The following is a 19,691-nucleotide window of genomic DNA, read 5'->3' as shown; positions in this document are numbered from 1 at the left end:
CACGATGCTTCAAGACGGCGCCGTCAGGGCGCCGTTTTTGATTCCAGGTGTTGGATCGCGTCTGCCGACATGATATCAGCCCGGAATGAACACGATCTCCTATCCTCCTATCCACGTCGTCGGCGGCGGGCTTGCCGGTTCGGAAGCCGCCTGGCAGATCGCCAGCTCCGGCGTTCCCGTCATTTTGCATGAAATGCGCGGCGTGCGCGGCACGGATGCGCACAAGACCGATGGGCTCGCCGAACTCGTCTGCTCCAATTCCTTCCGGTCCGACGATGCGACCAGCAATGCCGTCGGCGTCATCCATGCCGAGATGCGCATGGCGGGCTCGTTGATCATGGCTGCCGCCGATCGCCACCAGGTGCCGGCCGGCGGGGCGCTGGCCGTCGATCGCGACGGCTTTTCAGAAGCCGTGACCAAGGCGATCCACGATCACCCGCTGATCACCGTCGTGCGCGAGGAAATCACCGGCCTGCCGCCGCGCGACTGGGACCTTGCCATCGTCGCCACCGGGCCGCTGACGGCACCGTCACTTGCCAGCGCCATCCAGGCGCAGACCGGCGAGCATTCGCTCGCCTTCTTCGACGCCATCGCGCCGATCGTCTACCGCGACAGCATCGACATGGATATCTGCTGGTATCAGTCGCGCTACGATAAGGTCGGCCCCGGCGGCACGGGCAAGGACTACATCAACTGCCCGATGGACGAGGTGCAGTACAATGCCTTCGTCGACGCGTTGATCGCTGGCGACACTGTCGGCTTCAAGGAATGGGAAGGCACGCCCTACTTCGACGGCTGCCTGCCGATCGAGGTGATGGCCGAACGCGGCCGCGAGACGCTGCGCCACGGACCGATGAAGCCGATGGGGCTGACGAACGCGCATAATCCGACGGTCAAGGCTTATGCCGTTGTGCAGCTGCGCCAGGACAATGCGCTCGGCACGCTCTACAACATGGTCGGCTTCCAGACGAAGCTGAAATACGGCGCGCAGGCGGAGATCTTCCGCATGATCCCAGGCCTGGAAAATGCCGAATTTGCCCGTCTCGGCGGCCTGCATCGCAACACCTATATCAACTCCCCGACATTGCTCGATCCGTCGCTGACGTTGAAATCGCGGCCTGGCCTGCGCTTCGCCGGCCAGATCACCGGCTGCGAGGGTTATGTGGAAAGCGCCAGCGTCGGGCTGATGGCCGGTCGTTTCGCCGCCGCCGAACGCAAGGGCGAAGCGATCTTACTGCCGCCGGCAACAACCGCGTTCGGCTCACTGCTCGGTCATATCACCGGCGGCCACATCGTCACCGACGAAGAGCCCGGCAAACGGTCGTTCCAGCCGATGAACATCAATTTCGGGCTGTTTCCGGAGCTTGAGCCCGGCTCGATCGTCAAGCCCGAGGGCGTCAAGCGCTTCCGCGGCAAGGATAAGACGATCATGAAAAGGCAGTTGATCGCAGGTCGGGCGCTTGCAGACTGCGCCGCCTGGCTCGGCCAGCTCTAGGCAGCACTTCTACTGTTTGATCGCCGTGGAGACATTGCCCGGCGCCAGATCCTTATCCGGCTCAGCGATGTAGTTACCGAGCAGCCAGAGCGCGACTTCGGACGCCTCCTTGGGCGAGGCGAATTCGAACTTGCCGTTGTGATGGGGGGCGTCGAGAAAATCGATCGCCAGTCCCCTGCCCGTCTCCGAGCTTACCACGCGCACACGGCCGGGCTCGATCAGATGGCAGGAGAAGTGGCGCGCCATGTTGCGCATCAGGCCAGCCTTGTTGTCGTGGAGACGCACGAAGATCGCCTGACCGTTCTCAGTCGACTGCAGCTGGCGGATCGCCTCGTTGGGAAAGGCGCGGCCGAACTCGATGATGGCGAGACCGGTGTCGTGCAGGCTGTCTTCCTTGTTTTGGGCAGCCATGCGTGTTGCTACGAAGGCAATGAAAATGACGATGGCGAAAAGAACGCACCAGACGATAATGCCCACGCCGAGTCTCCGTTCAAAGGGGTAGGGTCGAGACCTTGTAGCGCGCGAGACTTGCGCGAATTTGACCGAGATCAGATTTTCCTGCGGGCTGCAGCCAGCGCCATTGCGAGCTGCCGGCGCCATTGCGGCGGCTGCAGCGGCCGGTCGAACAGCTGGGCGCCACGTTTCTGTGCCTTGAGAAGCACCGGTTCAGCCAGCGTCGCCGGCAGGAAGGCCGGAAACACGGCTGCCGCAATCGGCCCCGCCCCCCTTGCCTTTGCCAGATGCTCGCGGCCGAGACCGGCGAAGGCCTCGACGGCGGCGGAGATGCGCGGCCGGTCTTCGCCGGCAAGGAAGCTATCGCGGTCGAGCCCGGTAGCCGAAAGGATTTGCAGCGGAATATAGAGCTGGCCGCGGCGACGATGCAGCGGCATCAAAAGCAGCAGGCCGGCAATCGCCTGGGCAACGCCGGCGTGGCCGGCCGCATCCGCCGATCGTGGGGCGTCCTGCGGCGAAAGCACAAGGCTTGCAATCTGGATCAGCGCGGAGGCGGTCTCGCCGGCATAACCTTCGAGCGACAGGCGGGTTTCCATCGGGTCGTCATAGAGGTCGAAGGTGCGGGCCTCGATCATGTCGACCAGCGTCTTGCGCGGCAGGCGGTGGGTCTCGATCGCCGTCAAAAGCGTCGCGGCGACGGGATTGGCCGCCGTCGAGCCATGCGCACTGCCTTCCAGCAGGTCACGCCAATATTGCATGCGCACCTCGCCTGGCAGCGGCTCGTGCACCAGGTCGCGGACGCGGGCAAGCTCGGCATTGAAGGCGTAAAGCGCCGCAAGTGCGCCGCGCTTGTCCTGCGGTGACAGAAGGCAGGCGAGATAGCGGTCGCGATCATTGTCGCGCAGCATCGCCAGGCAGATATCCTGGTTCGTCGCGATATTTTCTTCCGCCATCGTCAGACCGCAATCAATGCCGCCGCGACGGCGCGCTGCTCGGCGAGCATGATGTTGAAGGTGCGCACTGCGGCACCCGTGCTCATCGGGTCAGAGGCGATGCCGCGCGCCTTCAGCGCCTGCTTCAATTCCTCAGGCAGACGGCGAAGCTCGGTTCCTGTGCCGACGAGCAGAACCTCGATATCGGTGGCCTCTTCCAGCACGCGGCGAAAATTTTCAGGCGACAGCGGCTTCGATATGTCCATGTCCCAGCCGTGAATGCCGGAAGGCAGGCAAAGGATCGAGCCGCGATGCGACATGTCGGCAAAACGGAAACCGCCATTGCCGTAAGTGTCGATCGGAGCGCGCCCGGGAAAATGCGCAGCGCGGATTTCTATGCCTTTTGCCATGTTTTCAAACCACCGTGCCGGATTTTACACCGGCATCCGTCTTGTTGCTCTCCCTCCCGTCGGGGCTCTCCGGCCGCAGCCGGAAGACGATCAGCACGGGAGCGGCGATATAGATCGAAGAGAAAGTGCCGAGAGCGACCCCGAAGAGCATCACAAAGGCGAAAGAGCGCATGACGTCGCCGCCGAACAGGTAGAGCGCCAGCAAGGCAAGCAGCGTCGTCGCGGCCGTCAGGACGGTGCGCGACAATGTCTGGTTGATCGAGGCATCGATCAGGATCGGCAGCGGCATCTTCGTGTATCGCTTCAGGTTCTCGCGCATCCGGTCATAGACGACGACGGTGTCGTTCAGGGAATAGCCGACAATCGTCAGCACCGCGGCGATACTCGTCAGATTGAATTCGATGCCGGTCAGCACGAAAAGCCCCAGCATGATGATGACGTCGTGCAGCGTTGCGACGACGGCGCCGACGGCGAACTGCCACTCAAAGCGGATCCAGATGTAGAGCAGGATTGCCGCGAGCGCAGCAGCGATGCCCAGCGTCGCCATCATCGTCAACTCGCCCGAGATGGCGGGGCCGACGACTTCGACGCGGCGGAAATCATAATCCGCCTCGAACTCGCCGCGCACCAGCGTCGCTGCCGATTGCTCGGCATTCTCTCCGCCGCCCTGGGACGCGATGCGGATCCGCGCGTTCGCCGGGCCGCCGGTGCGTTCGACCCCGACCTCGCCGAGATTGAGATCGTTGAGGCGCGATCCGAGATCGGCGATGTCGGCATTGCCCTGTTTCGCAGTCACCTCGATGAGCGAGCCGCCGGTGAAATCGATGCCGAGTTGCAGGCCGACGGTGGCAAAGGCGGCCATGGCGATCAGCGAGATCGCCGCCGAGGCCGTGAAGACATAGCGGCGGATCCCCATGAACCGGATATTGGCGTGCTCGAAGAGATGGGTGAGACCGCTCGTCGGCAGGTGCCGAGGGTGGCGTCGCGCCAGCCAGACGGCGACGATCGAGCGCGTCAGCGTGAATGCCGTGTAGACGGTCGTCAGAATGCCGACTGCCAGCGTCACGGCGAAACCACGAATGGATTCGCTGCCGAGGAAAAAGAGAATGACCGCCGCGATGAAGATCGTGACATTCGCATCGACGATCGTCGAAAAGGCTCGCGAGAAACCGCGACCGACGGCCTCGGCAAGGGAATGGGCGGTTTTCTCTTCTTCGCGGATGCGCTCGTAAATCAGCACGTTCGAATCGACCGCCATGCCGACGATGAGCACGATGCCGGCAATGCCGGGCAAGGTGAGCGTTGCGCCGGCAAGGCTGAGCGCCGCGATTATAAGGATCAGATTGAAGAAGAGCGAAACGACAGCAATGACGCCGAGGATGCGGTAGAGCGCGATCATCAGTGCTGCGACCAGCACGACGGCGACGAGGCCGGCAACAAGGCCGGAGACGATGGATTCGCCGCCGAAGGTCGGGCTGACGCTGCGCTCCTCGACGCTCGTCAGCGTCGCCGGCAGGGCGCCGGCGCGCAGCATCACGGCAAGGTCGCGAACACCGTCTTCGGAGAAATTCGCAGAAATCCGACCCTCGCCATTGGTGATCGCGGCATCGATGGCCGGTGCCGACATGACCTGATCGTCGAAGACGATGGCAAGGTGCTTGCCAATATTCTGTCCTGTCACCTCAGCCAACCGCTTGGTGCCTGCCGCATCGAAACGATAGGCAATGGAGGTATCCTGGGTCTGCGGATCGACGACCGGCTGGATATCGACCATGTTGCCGGCGTTGGCGAAAGCCGTGCGATCGACGAGATAGGGAACCGGCGGATCGTCCAGCGAATAGAGCACCTGCGATGTCGCCGGCCAGCGGCCGCTCAGCGCCTCCTGCCCCGACATGCTTTCGTCGATCAGATGAAACGAAAGCTTGGCCGGCTGGTTGAGGAGATTCTTCAGCCGCTCCGCATCGACCGATCCCAGCACCTGCACGGTGATCCGGTCGTCGCCGTCGGGGCGAACGAGGAAATTCTCGTAGCCGAATCCGGCGATGCGGCGGCCGACGATATCAAGCGACCGGGTCCGGGCGGAGGCAACGTCAGCGGTAATGCCGGCGTCGGAAATCTGCAACGAAAGCTGCCCTTCGCCGCCCTGCTGCAGCGCGAGCCCGGGCGCAGAATCTCCACTGGTCGTCGTCAGGGATTTCAGGCGATCGACCGCATTCTGCGTCTCAGCAGGATCGGTGATCCGGACAGTGACGGTCTGGTCGTTGCCTGTGAGCCCGGTATAGCGGATGCCGGCGCCGCGCAGTGCGTTGCGAACATTCGCGACTACCTCTTCCAGGCGATCCTTGACGATATCGGAACGCTCGACCTTCAGAACGATATGCGAACCGCCCTGCAGATCGAGGCCGAGCACTACGCGATCGTTTCGCAGCCAGCCCGGCAGCGAGGCACGCTGTGCCTCACTCAGCAGATTGGGCGCAGCGATGACGACGGCCGCAAACGCAACCAGCCAAATCAGAAGTGTTTTCCAGCGGGAAAAATGCAACATCTCTCGACGATCTTCCGATCCGGCGGTTTGCCGCTATCGCTTGTTACGCCGCGTCGGCCTTGACAGGTTCACCCTTGACCCGAACTTCCGAAATGCCACTGCGGACGATGCGCACGCGCACGCCGTCGGCAATCTCGACTTCGACTTCCTTGTCGTCGACGACCTTCGTCACCTTGCCGACGAGACCGCCGCCGGTCACGACCTGGTCGCCGCGACGGATCGCCTTCAGGGTTTCCTCGCGCTTCTTGGCCTGCGCGCGTTGCGGACGGATCAGCAGGAAGTACCAGACGACCATCAGCGGCACGAACAGAATGATCATTTCGAAACCGGAGCCGCCGAAACCGGTTGCGGTATCGGTCGCACTCTGGGCGAATGCCGGGGTGATGAACATGCTAAACTCCTCAGGCTTGGCGGCGGATCCCCGCCTCATTTTTCAGGTTGCCGGACTATAGTTGCCGCTTCGATGAATGCAACAGAAACAGCCGGAAACAGTACCGATTCCGCTGCCTCATAACCTTTCCGGCGGCAAAATGCCATGCTACCCCGCATCGAAAGATAAAGCGGATTGCCGCAGCAGGAAATCAGGAGCTTGCGATGACCGAGGATATCAACACCGCCCTGCTTGGCGAGCTGAAACGGCTCGCTGATGCCGTCCAGCGTCTTGCCGGACCGGCACCCGCCGTCAACGACTGGGACGCTGCGGACTGTTTCGTCTGGGCGCCGCTGCGTCAGCATCTGCAACCCGTCAAGAAACCCAACCGGGTGGCGCTGAAGCTCATCCGCGGCGTCGACCACGTGCGCGATATCCTGCACGAAAATACGGTGCGTTTCGCCGAAGGTTATGCGGCCAACAACGTTTTGCTCTGGGGTGCGCGCGGCATGGGCAAATCATCGCTGGTCAAGGCCGTGCACGAGGATGTCAGCCGCGAAAGCGGCGTCGCGCTGAAGCTGGTCGAAGTTCACCGTGAGGATATTGCCAGCCTTCCCAACCTGCTCGACCTGCTGAAGGACACGCCGTACCGGCTGATCGTCTTCTGCGACGACCTCTCCTTCGATCACGACGACACCGCCTACAAGTCGCTGAAGGCGGCGCTCGATGGCGGCGTCGAAGGCCGGCCGGACAATGTGCTGTTCTACGCCACGTCGAACCGGCGCCATCTGCTGCCGCGTCACATGATGGAAAACGAACAGTCGACGGCGATCAATCCGTCGGAAGCCGTCGAGGAGAAGGTTTCGCTGTCCGATCGTTTCGGCCTCTGGCTCGGATTTCATAAATGCAGCCAGGAAGACTATCTCGGCATGATCGACGGATATGCCGATCACTTCAAGCTCGGACTCGCACGCGACATGCTTCATGCCGAGGCGCTGGAATGGGCAACAACGCGCGGTGCGCGCTCGGGCCGCGTTGCCTGGCAATACATCCAGGATCTGGCGGGGCGCATGCGCGTTCATATCGACCGGGCGTAGACAGCCCACGGTTCGATACAAGACGGTCCAAAATGACAAAAGCCCGGCGGGGGGGCCGGGCTTTTGCGCTTCCTGGTACGCTCTAACTATTCCAGGAAAGTCATCGGGTTGACCGGGGACGCGTCCTTGCGCACCTCGAAATGGACCTGCGGCTGCTTGACGTCGCCGCTCATGCCGGAGACGGCGACGGTCTGACCGCGCTGGATCTTCTGGCCGCGGGCAACGCTCAGCGTGTCGGCATTGCCATAGACGGTGACGGTGCCGTCGTCGTGACGGACGAGAACCGTGTTACCGAGTTCCTTCAGGCCGTTGCCGGCATAGATGACGACACCGTTTTCGGCGGCCTTGATCGGCGTGCCCTGCGGTACCGAGATATCGATGCCGTCGTTTCGGTTGCCGTTGACGTTGGCGCCGTAGGCGGCAATGACCTGGCCGCGCACCGGCCAGCGGTATTTGCCGATGCCGGTCGATTCCGGCGCGTCGGAGCTGACGTCGGCCTTCTTCTCGACATCATCGACGGTCTGGGTGGCGGTCGGCGCCTTATAGGGCGCAGGCTGAACGGAAGCCGTTTGCTGGGCAGGCGCCGGATCAGCCGGCTTCGAACCGACCTTTTCAGCCGCGATCGAGGCGGTCTTGATCGTGTCGGCTTTGCCGTTCGGGATCTTCAGCGCTTGGCCGACTCGCAGCGAGCTCGCCGAAAGATTGTTGGCGGCCTTGAGATCGTCGATATTGGCGCCCGTCGCCTTGGCGATCTTTGCCAGCGAATCGCCCTGCTTGACGACATAGGTGCCGGCAGGCGTCTTCGGATCCTTGCCGGCGCCGGCGGGAACCCTTGCGGCCGGATCGGCACTCGCCATGGTCTTGTCGCGGACGGAATTGGCGCCGGGGACGACGGCGACCTTCTGCTCCGGCGCCTTGACCGGCTCCGGCATATTGCCGGGCTTGGCAAGATCTGCCGCCTGCGATGCCGCCTTGGCGGCATTGCCGCCATTGAATGTCGGGATCAGGATCGCCTGGCCGGGTTGGGCGGCAGAGGCCGTCTTCAGATTGTTGATGCGCAGGATTTCCTTTTCCGGAACACCAAAGCGACGGGACAGCGTGGCGATGTTTTCGCCCGGGCGCAGCGTCACGGAAGGCGCATTGGTCGAGGACCAGCCGGAAATCTTCGGCGTGGTGCCGGTCGTCAGCGAATCGGGCGTTGCCTTTGGTGCAGCCGGCGCTACGAGCCGCGGCTTTCCAGCCTGCGGCGAAGCCGGGAACGGCTGGGCGAGCGCCACTTCCTTTTCCCGCTGACGGGATGGCGTGACAGCCGTCGGCGCAGCAAGCTCGGAACGCTGTATCGAGACCGGCGAGGAAGCGAGACGGGCACTGGACGGACGGATCGGCTCGTAACCCGGGTTCGCCGGATAGGGCTGGTTCAGCGCATTATTGCCGCCGTAAGCGGGCTGGCTGGCGACAGCCGAACCGCCGAGATCGGCGCGCGGCACCGGATCACCCTGCACGCCGCCCCGGCGCGGGATGGAACTTGTGGTGATCTGGTCCTGCCCGGAGGAGGAAAACAAACCACCAAACCGTGTCACATCGGAACTGCAGCCCGTTGCGGCACTTGCCAGCAGACCCACAACCAGAAGATTACCGGCCGACTTCCCGAACTTCGGCGAAAGACTGAAACGCATGACTCGACCCACTGAGAACGCAACCATTTGTGAGTCTATTAAAGCGCGTTAGTATTACCACGCGGTTAAGATGCTGGAATCAGTGCGATATTTTTGAGAAGTTGATAACCATAGCTTACGGGTGAAAAATCGCAGTGCCTACAGCAGCGAGGCAAGACGCGGAACGATCGGCAGATAAGGTGCTTCGAACAGTTCCTCGCGCTCGAAACGGCTGCCGGTTTTCGTCAGCCGCACCATGCGACATTCGTTTTCGGAAATCATCAGCGGCGCGATCATCGAGCCGCCGGATACGAGCTGGTCGGTATAAAAGCGCGGCATCGCATTGAACGCCGCCGTCACCAGGATACGGTCGAAGGTGCCCTCGCCCTGCATGCCGGCGCTGCCGTCGGCATGTCGGATGACGACGTTGCGCAGGCCAAGCGATTCCATGCGCCGCTGCGCCGCTGACGTCAGCGTCTTGTAGCGGTCGACCGACAGCACACGCTCGGCCAGGCGTCCCATGACGGCGGCGGTGAAACCGCTGCCGGTGCCGATTTCCAGGACCCGCTGGCCCGGCTTGAGCTTCAGGTGATGCAGGATGCGGACGGCAAAATCGATGCCTTCGAGGAAGGATCCGCATTCGATCGGGATCGTCCGGCTCGAATAGGCATCGTCGGAAAATTGCGCCGGCACGAACAGAGAGCGCTGCGTCTGCTCGACCGCCGTCAGCAGATCGAGGTCGGAAATGCCTTCGGAACGCAATCTGAGGACGAGCGCCGCAAAGCCCTCCTTCTCCGCCAGTCTTGCCGTCAAACCTGTGCTCCGTATCCCAGGGCCCGCGCCACGCGGTCAGTCACGGAATAATCGGTCAAATCCAGTTTCAAAGGTGTTACCGAAATCTTGTTGTGCTTCAGAGCGTGAATATCGGTGCCTTCGATAAAGGCGCCGGCGCGTTCGCCGAACTTCAGCCAGTAATAGGGAAAGCCGCGGCCGTCGGAGCGGGCATCGACCTGCAGATTGAAGGCGAGCTTGCCCTGCATGGTGACTTCGGCGCCATCGACCTCGCCGGGACGACAGTTCGGGAAATTGAGATTGAGGAACGTGCCCTCCGGCAGGTCCAGATCCATCAGCTTTTCCAGAAGAGCCGGGGCATGCGCCTCGCAGACTTCCCAGGGCACGATCCGTGCGCCATCTTCATAGAGATAGGCTTGGCTGAGCGCGAAGGAGCGCACGCCCTGCATCGTGCCTTCGATGGCACCGGCGATCGTGCCGGAATAGGTCACGTCGTCGGCGACGTTCGAGCCAGAATTGACGCCGGAGAGAACGAGATCGGGCTTGATGTCCATCACTTGCCGGATGCCCATGATGACGCAATCGGTCGGCGTTCCGCGCAAGGCGAAATGCTTGTCGGAGATTTTGCGCAGCCGCAGAGGTTCGGAGAGGCTCAGCGAATGGGCAAGACCGCTCTGGTCAGTTTCAGGCGCCACGATCCAGACGTCGTCCGACAGCGTGCGGGCGATCCGTTCCAGCGCAGCCAAGCCTTCTGCATGAATGCCGTCGTCATTCGTAAGCAGGATGCGCATCGCCTCAGGCCGCCCGTTCGATCTTGGTCAATCCGCCCATATAAGGCAGCAAAACGTCCGGAATCGTGACGGAACCATCCTCGTTCAAATAATTTTCGAGGACAGCGATCAGGCAGCGGCCGACGGCGGTGCCCGAACCGTTCAGCGTGTGCACGAACCTGTTGGTCTTGTCGTCCTTGCCGCGGTAGCGCGCATTCATGCGACGGGCCTGGAAATCGCCGCAAACCGAGCAGGAAGAGATTTCGCGGAAGGCATTCTGCCCCGGCAGCCAGACTTCGAGATCGTAGGTCTTGCGCGAGCCGAAGCCCATGTCGCCGGTGCAAAGCGTCATCGTGCGGAAATGCAGACCGAGGCGCTTCAGCACCTCCTCCGCACAGGCGGTCATCCGTTCATGCTCGATAATGGAGCTCTCGGCATCGGTGATCGAAACGAGCTCGCATTTCCAGAACTGGTGCTGGCGCAGCATGCCGCGCGTGTCGCGGCCGGCCGAACCCGCTTCCGAGCGGAAGGACGGGGTCAAGGCGGTGAAGCGCAGCGGCAGCTTTTCCTGGTCGAGGATTTCCTCGCGCACCAGATTGGTCAGCGTCACCTCAGCCGTCGGGATGAGATAGCGGTCGTCCGTCGTCTTGAAGAGATCCTCTTCGAACTTCGGCAGATTTCCGGTGCCGAACAGTGCTTCAGCGCGAACCAACAGCGGCGAGCTGACTTCGGTATAGCCGTGCTCGCGGGTGTGGAGATCGATCATGTACTGGCCGAGCGCGCGCTCGAGCTTGGCGAGCGGCCCTGTGAGAACCGTGAAACGCGAACCGGAGAGCCTGGCGGCGCGCTCGAAATCCATATAGCCGAGCGCCTCGCCGATTTCGAAGTGCTCCTTCGGCGTATGGTTCCAGCGCGGCTTTTCGCCAACGATGCGGGTGACGGCATTATCGTGCTCGTCCTTTCCGACCGGCACGTCGTCGAAAGGTATGTTCGGGATGCGCGACAGCGCGTCGTTGAGTTCAGCCGTCAGCTGCCGTTCTTCTTCCTCGATTGCCGGCAGAAGCGTCTTCAGCTCGGCGACCTCGACCTTCAGCTTCTCAGCGAGTTCGCCGTTCTTCTGGGCCATCGCCGCACCGATCTCCTTGGAGGCGAGATTGCGGCGGGACAGCATGTCCTGCGCCTTCTGCACGGCGGAGCGGCGCTTTTCATCGAGGGCGACGAGACTTTGGGCCAGAGGCTCCGCACCGCGCTTGGCAAGGGCGGCATCGAGCGCTTCGGGATTCTCACGGATCCATTTGATATCGAGCATCGTCGTTCCAGTCGTTGCAACAGAAGTGACCCGGCCAAAGCCTGAACGGGCTTCGACCGGATGAGAGGGCGTTCATGAAGGGATTTCCGGATGACCGCTCAGACGCTGTCCGTCTTGGCAACGTCCGCGGATTCGGTGTCCTTTTCGAGCGCCTGCCGGGCACGCTGGCGCTCCACGAGTCGCGCCGCATGGATGGAAATCTCGTAGAGAAGGATCGTCGGCAGTGCAAGACCGATCTGGGACATCGGGTCCGGCGGCGTCAGCACGGCGGCAACGACGAAGGCGAGCACGATGGCGAACTTGCGCTTTTCGGCGAGCCATTGCGATGTCAGCAGGCCGACACGGGCAAGCAGGGTCGTGATGACGGGAAGCTGGAAGACGAGGCCGAAGGAGAAGACCAGCGTCATGATCAGGCTCAGATATTCCGAGACCTTCGGCATCAGCGAGATCGCCACCTCGTCATGCCCCGGCGCCTGCTGCATCGACAGGAAGAACCACATGACCATCGGCGTGAAGAAGAAATAGACGAGTGCCGCGCCCATCAGAAACAGGACCGGCGACGCGATCAGGAACGGTAGAAAGGCCTGGCGCTCGTTCTTGTAGAGGCCAGGGGCCACGAACTTGTAAACCTGGGCGGCAATGATCGGAAATGCGACCACCAAGCCGCCGAACATGGCGACCTTGACCTGGGTAAAAAAGAATTCCTGCGGTGCCGTATAGATCAGCTGGGCCTTCTCGACGTCGAGATGGGCCCACTCCACCGCCGTCTTGTAGGGAATGACCAGATAGTTGAAGAGATGCTTGGCAAAAAAGAAGCATGCGATGAAGGCGACGAAAAACGCGCCGATCGACCAGATCAGCCGCGTGCGCAGCTCCATCAGGTGCTCGATCAACGGCTGCGGCTTGTCTTCGATATCACCGCTCATACCTCGTCCTTCTTCTTCGTCTGTGCAGGCTTCTTCGGCGTTGCGGGCTTTCTGGCAGCCGTCGTTCGTTTCCGCTTTTCGGCAGGCGGGTTTTCCGCGGGCGCGGCAATGGCAAAGCCGGCCTTGTCCGCAGCCTTGACGCGCGGCTTGCGTGGAGCCTTTGGCTTGGCGGCAACCGCATCGGCCGCGACGGCTGCGGCGGCGGGCTCCGGCGCCGACACCAGCGGCGGCGTTTCCGGCAGGCTCATCGACGGCGTCGGGGTGGACATTGCAGCCGGCGGCACTTCGGTCTTATTGTCCGAAGCGGTGGACGTCCTCTGCAGGTCGGCCTTGATCTCGTTGCCCATCTGGCGAAGCGGGTTCATCGCCTCGCGCAGGCTGTTGACCGGGTTGAGCTTCTGGGCGTCGCTGATCGTCTGGCGGACATCGTCAAGCTCGGCTTCGCGCAACGCTTCGTCGAACTGCGCACGAAATTCACCCGCGACCTTGCGGGCGCGCTGCGTCATCTTGCCGAAAGCGCGCAGCATCGGCGGCAAATCCTTGGGACCGACAACGACGATCAGCACGACCGCGATGACCAAAAGCTCGGTCCAGCCAATATCGAACATGCAAGGCTCCTGGACGGGAAGCGCGGGGGCTGCGCTTTTTCCCGGACTTGATTACTTCGTTTCGTCGGCCTTGTGATCGACGGTCTTTGCCGTTTCCGGCGCGTCTTCGTCCGTCATGCCCTTCTTGAAGCTTTTGATGCCCTTGGCGACATCGCCCATCAGTTCGGGAATCTTGCCGCGACCGAACAACAACAGCACGACCGCCAGAACGATCAGCCAGTGGTAGATGCCAAAAGAACCCATTACGCTTACTCCCTGTTGTGATGTTCCCTGATGTAAGAATTTCCCACACCGTTTCCAACATCAAGCCCTCTGAACGCGCTTAATGTCACGGTATCGCCCTTTGTGACAAGCCATTGACCTGCCGAAAAGTGGGGGCCCCCATTGTTTTCGCCATGCGTGGCAAAAGCAAGACGCATGCCCCTCAATCTTCGGGTGCGCCGCGCGGCGCCAGCAACCCCAGCTCTTCCAGATCCATCTGGGTGATCGGGTCCTCGTCCTCGGTCAATTCGTCGTTCATCGGTGAGGGAATATTGAAGTTTGCCGGAATCCGGCCCGACAGCAAGCCCGCTCCCTTCAACTCTTCGAGACCGGGCAGATCGCGCAGCTCTTCCAGGCCGAAATGGTCGAGAAAATCACGCGTCGTGCCCAATGTCACCGGCCGGCCCGGCGTGCGCCGGCGACCGCGAAACCGTACCCAGCCGGCTTCCATCAGCACGTCCAGCGTGCCGCGCGAGGTCTGAACACCGCGGATATCCTCGATTTCGGCGCGCGTCACCGGCTGGTGATAAGCAATGATCGCCAGCACCTCCAGAGCAGCGCGCGACAGCTTCTTCACCTCGTTGTCGTCGCGGCGGATGACGAAGGAGAGATCGGCGGCGGTGCGGAAAGCCCAGGCGCCCTCGACCTGCACGAGGTTGACGCCGCGCGGCGCATATTGCTCCTTCAGGCGCAGCATAATTGCGTGCACATCGGTCTTTACAGGCAGGCGCTCGGCGAGGAAGCCTTCCGAGACTGGTTGCGAGGAGGCGAAGACCAGCGCCTCGGCGATGCGCTCCGCCTCGATCTCAACCTGCAGGTCGCGGCTCCTGTCTTCGAAATCGCCCTCGAAATCCTCTTCGCTCTTTGGATCGATCAAGCCGGCTGCTCCTGCTCCACCACCTGCAGCGTGGCGTGTTTGGGACCGCGGCGCATGTATATCGGCTGAAAGGCGCCGTCCTGGCGGATTTCCAGCTTGCCCTCGCGCACCAGCTCTAGCGAGGCGGCAAAAGCGCTGGCGATCGCCGTGACGCGTTCCTCGGGTGCTGTGAGATAACGCAGCAGATAATGCTCCATCGCGGTCCAGTCGCCGACCTCGCCGATCATCTGGGTCAGCAGCTCGCGGGCATCGGTCAACGACCAGACATTACGCCTCTCGATCGTCACCTGGGTGATGGCATGGCGCTGGCGCAGCGCCGCATAGGCGGTCAGGAGATCGTAGAGGCTCGCCGCATAAGCCGACTGCTGCCGGTCGGGAATATGCTCGGGCGCACCACGCGCGAAGATGTCGCGGCCGAGGCGGTTGCGGTTGACGAGGCCTTCGGCCGCCTGGCGCATGGCTTCGAGGCGTTTCAGCCGGAAGGCGAGAGTTGCCGCCATCTCCTCGCCAGAGGGACCGTCATCCTTGATCTGCTGGGGAATGAGCAGGCGCGACTTGAGATAGGCGAGCCAGGCGGCCATGACGAGATAATCGGCGGCAAGCTCGATGCGGATCCGCCGGGCGCTTTCGACGAACTGCAGATATTGCTCGGCAAGCGCCAGTACCGAAATGCGCGAGAGGTCGACCTTCTGATTGCGGGCGAGATAGAGCAACAGGTCAAGCGGACCTTCGAAGCCGGCGACGTCGATCACCAGCGCTGGCTCATGGCTGGCGCGCTCGGCGCCGTTGTCCTGCCACAGCTTGTCCATGGGCGTTGCCGCCTGCGGACGCTCCGGCCCCTTGACTGTGTTCACCACCCTGCTCCTCTGCGATCACACGATCGCAAACATCGCTTCGAATTCCGCTCTCAACTCCGCCTCATCGGCGCCATCCGGCGCGGCGAAGCCTGCTTCCACCGCTTTCGCACGGGCGAGCGACGCGCCGTCGAGCCGCGGAACATTTGCCACGACATCCCGCATCTCGTCCATATGGCCATTGCAATGCAGCACGATATCGCATCCGCCTGCAATGATATTCGCCGCACGTTCGCCGATCGTGCCGGACAGAGCGTTCATCGAACTATCGTCGGAAAGCAGCAGACCGGTAAAACCGATATGTTCGCGGATGACGCCGTCAATCACCTTGCGAGAGGTCGTCGCCGGATTGTCCGGGTCGATGGCGGTGAAGACGACGTGGCAGGTCATCGCCATCAGCTCATCTTTCATCGCAACGAAGGGCGGGAAATCATGGGCTTCCAGCTCATCGCGCGAGACGGTGACGACAGGCAGCTCAAGATGGGAATCAGCAAAACCGCGGCCATGGCCGGGCATATGCTTCATCACAGGCAGCAGGCCGCCGGCTTTCAACCCTTGGGCAGCCGCCCGGCCCATCGCGATGACGGTTTCGGGATCGCCGCCATAAGCGCGGTCGCCGATTACGTTGCTGCTGCCTTCGACCGGCACGTCGAGCACCGGCAGGCAATCGACATCGATGCCGAGCTTCGAAAGGTCGAAGGCGTGCAGCCGCGACATCGCCCAGGCGGCGCGCAGCCCAACCGCCGGGTAGCGGCGATAAAGATCGCCGAGAGTCTGGCCCGAGGGATAACGGGCAAAAACCGGCGGACGGATACGCTGGACGCGGCCGCCCTCCTGATCGATCAGCACCGGCGCATGCCAGCCGACGCTGTCGCGCAGTCCGGCGACAAGATCGCTGATCTGCTCCGCTTCGGAGATGTTGCGCCCGAAGAGGATGAAGCCCCAGGGCCGTTCGCCCCGGAAGAAGGCCTTCTCTTCGGATGTGAGGGAAAGGCCGCTGCAGCCAAGGATCGTCGCTTTTGATTCGGTCATCTGAGAATCATAGACGGCGTCCCGCCAAATGCGAGCAAGCTCAGAGGCGATGCACAAAAAAGAGCGGCGGGCCGAGAAGGCCCGCCGCCCTTCAAATAAATCAAAGACCCGATGCTACTTGGAGATCAGGCAGCTTCCGCCGGCCGCGCGATACTGTTCGCAGAGTGCCACGGCCTCGTCCTTGGAACCGGCCGGGATGCGGACACGGTAGAACGTGCCCTTGCCGGCGACATCGGCCCTGCGGATTTCATGGGCCCGGCCGCCAAGCACGCCGGCGAACTTCTTCGACAGGTTGGCATAGGATTTGTTCGCCTCGTCCTCCGACGGCAGCGAGGCGATCTGGATGCCGTAACCGCCGGTGGATGCAGCCTGCTGCGGCTGGGCAGTGGCCGGGGTGGCGGAAGCGACCTGAGTCGGCGTGCGGACATTCCCCTTGTCGGTGACGGTGCCGACGACATTGACGGGCTGATCGACCGGGCGGGCAATCGGAACCGGGGCCGTATCGGCGATCGTCGTCTTGACCGGGCGTGCCTGCGCATCGACCGGAGCAGCATTTGCCGTCTGGGCATCGGCGATTACGGCAGGCGATCCTTGGGCTGGGGCGGATTCGACCGGCGCTGTGGAACGCGCATCGGTGGAAGCGACCTCGGCGCTTGCCGGAAAGCTTGCAGCCGATCCGCTAACCGGCGGCACGGCCGGGGCCGACGGCGCGGACTGAGCCGTGACCGACGGCTGGGCAGCGGGCGCCGTCTGGGAAGGCTGTGTCGCCGGCTCCGGCTGATCGAGCGGTGCAATCTCGTCGCGGGCAACCAGGGTGCCGTCAGGCTTGACGATCATCGTGCGGACCTTGCGCGGCGAAACGGACGGCGTCTTCTCGGCGCCGCTTGCGGACGCATCGGCGGCGGTCTGGTTCGGCAACAGACGCGGATCCTCCGTCTCGCCAACCGCAGTCGGCGTGACGCGATCATCGGCGCCGGCGTTCTCGTCGTCCTCGGGCAGCGCTTCCGGTGTCAGCGTCCGCTGGACGACATCAACGGGCGCCTCGTCGGACGACACGAGCGCCTTCTGCTTCGGCTCCTCGGCAGATCCCGCGACGCGGTCATAAACGGCCTTGTCCTGGTTGGGCACGGTCTTGCCGCCGGGATTTTCCGGAACGACTTTGACCGGCTCCTTGTCGGCGGTGATCACGCGCGGTTCGCCGGATGCGACAATCCCAAGCCCCTCGCCGTTCCAGACGGAGGAGTAGACGCCATAACCGACGCCGGCGAAGACTACGAGCACGACAGCCCCGGCAAGCAACCGGCGCATCGAGCGGGCGCGGCTGAAATCAGCCGCCTGGCTTGCCGACTCGATGTGAACCTCGGAGGTCTCGCGGCGCTCGACCGGCTCGCGCACGCTGCGGCGGAAATCCTCCTCCAGCGCCCGTTCGAAATCGTCGAGGCCGTCGGCAATGGTCGGCTTGACCGGCTTGGCCGCCGCAACGGTATCACGCTGCGACGCTGGCACTTCCCGCGGCTTGGCGGGTTCAAAAAAGCTCGCGATCTCCGCGTCGAGATCGAAATCGAAATCCGCCGTTTTCGCGACCGGAGCAGGTTGCTCGACCGGGGGCAGCGCCGGCACGTGCATGTGGTCGACGGTCTCCGGACGTTCCTCCGGATCAGAGATCATCGCCGGATCGAAAGGCAGGTCTTCGGTCGATTCTGCGGCGGGCGCTTCCGCGACGGGCGTCCAGTTGGAAACAGGCGCAGCGGGGGCCGATGGCTCGGCACCGAAGACGGGTGCGGACCGCATGGGCGCCGCCTGCTGGGGCGCAGGGGGCGCCGGCTGCGGCTTTGGCTGCGGCGAAGGCTCCGACGCCTCGGAAAAATCGAGATCGGCAAGCTCCAGCTCGATGCCGGCTAGATCCAGTTCGAAATCGTGGCCGGCGAAAGGATCATCAGCGTCCAGCGCGGGCTGCTGTGTCCGTGTATAGGCCGTTGCGGCAGGCTGGGGCGCGGTGACTTCGGCAGGCGGGGGCGCGACCGGCTCTGCCGCCTCGGCGGCATAGGCAGGAGCCATTTCGACCGGAGCGGACAGGATCGGCGCAGCAACGACCGGCGCGGGCTGAACTGGGGCGATGGCCACTGGAGCATCGGCGACGGTCTCCGGCGACACAGGCGCCAGATTGGCGCGCTGCAATACCGGATGCGGCACCGGATAACGCGAGACGTCGGCCAGCAGATCATCGAGATCGAACGTGCCGGCGGTGTGCGGAACCTCAGGCACGACTTCGGTCAGGGCGGCATCAGCCTGGATCTCGCCTTCCACAGCGGCAGCGAGATCGAAACCGACGTCGGAGCCGAACTCCTCCAGCTCGTCCTCGACGGCAACGAAGTCTTCGGCTTCAGCAGTCTCTTGCGGCGCAAGCGCCTCATCGTGACGATCGAGCTCGGCGGGAAACCCAAACGAGGCCGAAGCGGAGGCGAATTCCTCGGCAGGCTCGACCGCGGTGACGGGCGCCGACTGCTCGACCGCAGGCTGCGGCTCTTCCGCCACGGACTCGGCGAGCGATGGCTCGGCCACCGGTTCGGCGGCTGCCTCGGCCACCGGCGCGGCGACAGTTTCGGCGGCAGGCTCGACCATATCCCTCGGCGGAGCGACCGGCTCCTCGCGTTTGGCAGCATGGAAATTGGCAAGCGGCAGCCTGATGCTGGCGGCAGACCATTGCGGGGCCTTGGCGGGCTCGGCCAGAGAAGAGACGGGCGCTGCACCGATCGACAATTCGAGCTCTTCGATCAGATCGCGGGCGCCACCAAAGGCCGCTTGGAAGGGCGCCTCGGAAACGGGATCAATGGAAAGCTGCTGTGGGACGGCCGGCCGGTCGGCAGCGGCAACGTCCCAATTTCGTGCTGCAGGGTGCACTGCCTCTTCAGCGGCGACAGGAGCAACCGAGACAGGCTCCGGCGCTTGCGCGCTTTCCATGGCGGGGGCGGCATCGAGAACGGGCTCGACATAATCTTCAGGCGCGAGGCCATCGGAAAGGGGCTCGGCCGGATGGTCGAGCTCGGCGAGTGGACGCGGCGAATCGTAACGGTCGAATTCACGCCCAAGCTCGTCCTCAAGATCGAGGGCGGGCTCGCGCCGTGCGGCTTCTCTTACCGTATTCGCTGCAACACGCGGTTCGAAGCCGACGATACGAGCAAGCTCAGCCAACGGATCGTCGTCCGCAAACAGATCGTCTTTTCCGCGCGTATCATACGCAAGTTGTTTCTCAGCCATGCCTATCCCACTCGCAAACGCCAACGCTCAAATGCCAGCGCATTGTG

At 63.1% G+C, this 19,691-nt stretch carries 18 protein-coding genes; 2 read left to right on the top strand and 16 right to left on the bottom strand.

Going from position 1 to position 19,691, the window contains the following annotated elements; genetic code table 11:
• The first annotated feature begins 85 nt into the window (after positions 1 to 85).
• A complete protein-coding gene (gene trmFO, locus J2J99_RS09530) occupies positions 86 to 1,495 on the top strand; it encodes a methylenetetrahydrofolate--tRNA-(uracil(54)-C(5))-methyltransferase (FADH(2)-oxidizing) TrmFO (protein ID WP_168294859.1) in 1,410 nt (469 codons plus the stop codon).
• 9 nt (positions 1,496 to 1,504) lie between these two features.
• Here trmFO and J2J99_RS09525 read toward each other — a convergent pair whose 3' ends face one another.
• From J2J99_RS09525 to yajC, 5 genes are all read right to left on the bottom strand, one after another.
• Complete coding sequence (locus tag J2J99_RS09525) at positions 1,505 to 1,972, bottom strand: hypothetical protein (protein ID WP_168294860.1); 468 nt, start codon at positions 1,970 to 1,972, stop codon at positions 1,505 to 1,507.
• Between the two features lie 71 nt (positions 1,973 to 2,043).
• A complete protein-coding gene (locus J2J99_RS09520; RefSeq protein WP_168294861.1) occupies positions 2,044 to 2,901 on the bottom strand; it encodes a phytoene/squalene synthase family protein in 858 nt (285 codons plus the stop codon).
• A gap of 2 nt (positions 2,902 to 2,903) precedes the next feature.
• A complete protein-coding gene (locus J2J99_RS09515) occupies positions 2,904 to 3,290 on the bottom strand; it encodes an Mth938-like domain-containing protein (protein WP_168294862.1) in 387 nt (128 codons plus the stop codon).
• Between the two features lie 4 nt (positions 3,291 to 3,294).
• The gene (gene secDF, locus J2J99_RS09510) at positions 3,295 to 5,835 is read right to left on the bottom strand and encodes a protein translocase subunit SecDF (RefSeq protein ID WP_168294863.1); all 2,541 of its coding nucleotides are present in this window, start codon (positions 5,833 to 5,835) and stop codon (positions 3,295 to 3,297) included.
• Positions 5,836 to 5,878: 43 nt separating this feature from the next.
• Complete coding sequence (yajC, locus tag J2J99_RS09505; protein WP_168294864.1) at positions 5,879 to 6,226, bottom strand: preprotein translocase subunit YajC; 348 nt, start codon at positions 6,224 to 6,226, stop codon at positions 5,879 to 5,881.
• A 203-nt stretch (positions 6,227 to 6,429) separates the two neighbouring features.
• On the opposite strand from yajC, the gene J2J99_RS09500 reads away from it, so the two are divergent.
• Positions 6,430 to 7,302: an ATP-binding protein gene (locus tag J2J99_RS09500; protein WP_168294865.1), complete on the top strand. Its 873-nt coding sequence runs from the start codon at positions 6,430 to 6,432 to the stop codon at positions 7,300 to 7,302.
• Positions 7,303 to 7,388: 86 nt separating this feature from the next.
• On the opposite strand, the gene J2J99_RS09495 is transcribed toward J2J99_RS09500, so the two are convergent.
• From J2J99_RS09495 to J2J99_RS09445, 11 genes are all read right to left on the bottom strand, one after another.
• Positions 7,389 to 8,978: a peptidoglycan DD-metalloendopeptidase family protein gene (locus J2J99_RS09495; protein WP_168294866.1), complete on the bottom strand. Its 1,590-nt coding sequence runs from the start codon at positions 8,976 to 8,978 to the stop codon at positions 7,389 to 7,391.
• Positions 8,979 to 9,116: 138 nt separating this feature from the next.
• Positions 9,117 to 9,770 carry a protein-L-isoaspartate(D-aspartate) O-methyltransferase gene (locus tag J2J99_RS09490; RefSeq protein WP_168294867.1) on the bottom strand — a complete coding sequence of 218 codons (654 nt, stop codon included), beginning with the start codon at positions 9,768 to 9,770 and terminating at the stop codon, positions 9,117 to 9,119.
• Positions 9,767 to 10,540 carry a 5'/3'-nucleotidase SurE gene (surE, locus tag J2J99_RS09485; protein WP_168294868.1) on the bottom strand — a complete coding sequence of 258 codons (774 nt, stop codon included), beginning with the start codon at positions 10,538 to 10,540 and terminating at the stop codon, positions 9,767 to 9,769. Before surE ends, J2J99_RS09490 begins: the two co-directional genes overlap by 4 nt.
• A gap of 4 nt (positions 10,541 to 10,544) precedes the next feature.
• Positions 10,545 to 11,828, bottom strand: coding sequence for a serine--tRNA ligase (gene serS, locus J2J99_RS09480; RefSeq protein ID WP_168294869.1), 1,284 nt, complete (start codon positions 11,826 to 11,828; stop codon positions 10,545 to 10,547).
• 98 nt (positions 11,829 to 11,926) lie between these two features.
• Positions 11,927 to 12,754: a twin-arginine translocase subunit TatC gene (gene tatC / locus J2J99_RS09475; RefSeq protein WP_016732894.1), complete on the bottom strand. Its 828-nt coding sequence runs from the start codon at positions 12,752 to 12,754 to the stop codon at positions 11,927 to 11,929.
• Positions 12,751 to 13,362, bottom strand: a complete 612-nt coding sequence (gene tatB / locus J2J99_RS09470) for a Sec-independent protein translocase protein TatB (protein WP_168294870.1) — start codon at positions 13,360 to 13,362, stop codon at positions 12,751 to 12,753. The genes tatC and tatB overlap by 4 nt, the downstream gene beginning before the upstream one ends.
• A gap of 51 nt (positions 13,363 to 13,413) precedes the next feature.
• Positions 13,414 to 13,605: a twin-arginine translocase TatA/TatE family subunit gene (locus J2J99_RS09465; protein ID WP_003558879.1), complete on the bottom strand. Its 192-nt coding sequence runs from the start codon at positions 13,603 to 13,605 to the stop codon at positions 13,414 to 13,416.
• Between the two features lie 181 nt (positions 13,606 to 13,786).
• Positions 13,787 to 14,500, bottom strand: coding sequence for an SMC-Scp complex subunit ScpB (gene scpB / locus J2J99_RS09460; protein WP_168294871.1), 714 nt, complete (start codon positions 14,498 to 14,500; stop codon positions 13,787 to 13,789).
• Positions 14,497 to 15,354 carry a segregation and condensation protein A gene (locus tag J2J99_RS09455; protein ID WP_168294872.1) on the bottom strand — a complete coding sequence of 286 codons (858 nt, stop codon included), beginning with the start codon at positions 15,352 to 15,354 and terminating at the stop codon, positions 14,497 to 14,499. The genes scpB and J2J99_RS09455 overlap by 4 nt, the downstream gene beginning before the upstream one ends.
• 18 nt (positions 15,355 to 15,372) lie before the next feature.
• Entirely contained in the window at positions 15,373 to 16,386 is a 1,014-nt protein-coding gene (gene nagZ / locus J2J99_RS09450; protein WP_168294873.1) for a beta-N-acetylhexosaminidase, read from the bottom strand.
• Between the two features lie 114 nt (positions 16,387 to 16,500).
• Positions 16,501 to 19,644, bottom strand: coding sequence for an SPOR domain-containing protein (locus J2J99_RS09445; protein ID WP_168294874.1), 3,144 nt, complete (start codon positions 19,642 to 19,644; stop codon positions 16,501 to 16,503).
• Positions 19,645 to 19,691 lie beyond the last annotated feature (47 nt).

This window comes from Rhizobium binae (genome assembly GCF_017357225.1).
GTDB lineage: Bacteria > Pseudomonadota > Alphaproteobacteria > Rhizobiales > Rhizobiaceae > Rhizobium > Rhizobium binae.
The sequence above is the reverse complement of the archived record's forward strand: the minus strand, read 5'-3'. Positions and strand labels throughout refer to the sequence as shown.

Bases quoted from the DNA above. Each gene is read 5' to 3' on its own strand.
- trmFO (WP_168294859.1), top strand. From the start codon at position 86: ATGAACACGATCTCCTATCCTCCTATCCACGTCGTCGGCGGCGGGCTT.
- J2J99_RS09520 (WP_168294861.1), bottom strand. From the start codon at position 2,901: ATGGCGGAAGAAAATATCGCGACGAACCAGGATATCTGCCTGGCGATG.
- J2J99_RS09515 (WP_168294862.1), bottom strand. From the start codon at position 3,290: ATGGCAAAAGGCATAGAAATCCGCGCTGCGCATTTTCCCGGGCGCGCT.
- secDF (WP_168294863.1), bottom strand. From the start codon at position 5,835: ATGTTGCATTTTTCCCGCTGGAAAACACTTCTGATTTGGCTGGTTGCG.
- yajC (WP_168294864.1), bottom strand. From the start codon at position 6,226: ATGTTCATCACCCCGGCATTCGCCCAGAGTGCGACCGATACCGCAACC.
- J2J99_RS09500 (WP_168294865.1), top strand. From the start codon at position 6,430: ATGACCGAGGATATCAACACCGCCCTGCTTGGCGAGCTGAAACGGCTC.
- J2J99_RS09495 (WP_168294866.1), bottom strand. From the start codon at position 8,978: ATGCGTTTCAGTCTTTCGCCGAAGTTCGGGAAGTCGGCCGGTAATCTT.
- surE (WP_168294868.1), bottom strand. From the start codon at position 10,540: ATGCGCATCCTGCTTACGAATGACGACGGCATTCATGCAGAAGGCTTG.
- serS (WP_168294869.1), bottom strand. From the start codon at position 11,828: ATGCTCGATATCAAATGGATCCGTGAGAATCCCGAAGCGCTCGATGCC.
- tatC (WP_016732894.1), bottom strand. From the start codon at position 12,754: ATGAGCGGTGATATCGAAGACAAGCCGCAGCCGTTGATCGAGCACCTG.
- tatB (WP_168294870.1), bottom strand. From the start codon at position 13,362: ATGTTCGATATTGGCTGGACCGAGCTTTTGGTCATCGCGGTCGTGCTG.
- J2J99_RS09465 (WP_003558879.1), bottom strand. From the start codon at position 13,605: ATGGGTTCTTTTGGCATCTACCACTGGCTGATCGTTCTGGCGGTCGTG.
- nagZ (WP_168294873.1), bottom strand. From the start codon at position 16,386: ATGACCGAATCAAAAGCGACGATCCTTGGCTGCAGCGGCCTTTCCCTC.
- J2J99_RS09445 (WP_168294874.1), bottom strand. From the start codon at position 19,644: ATGGCTGAGAAACAACTTGCGTATGATACGCGCGGAAAAGACGATCTG.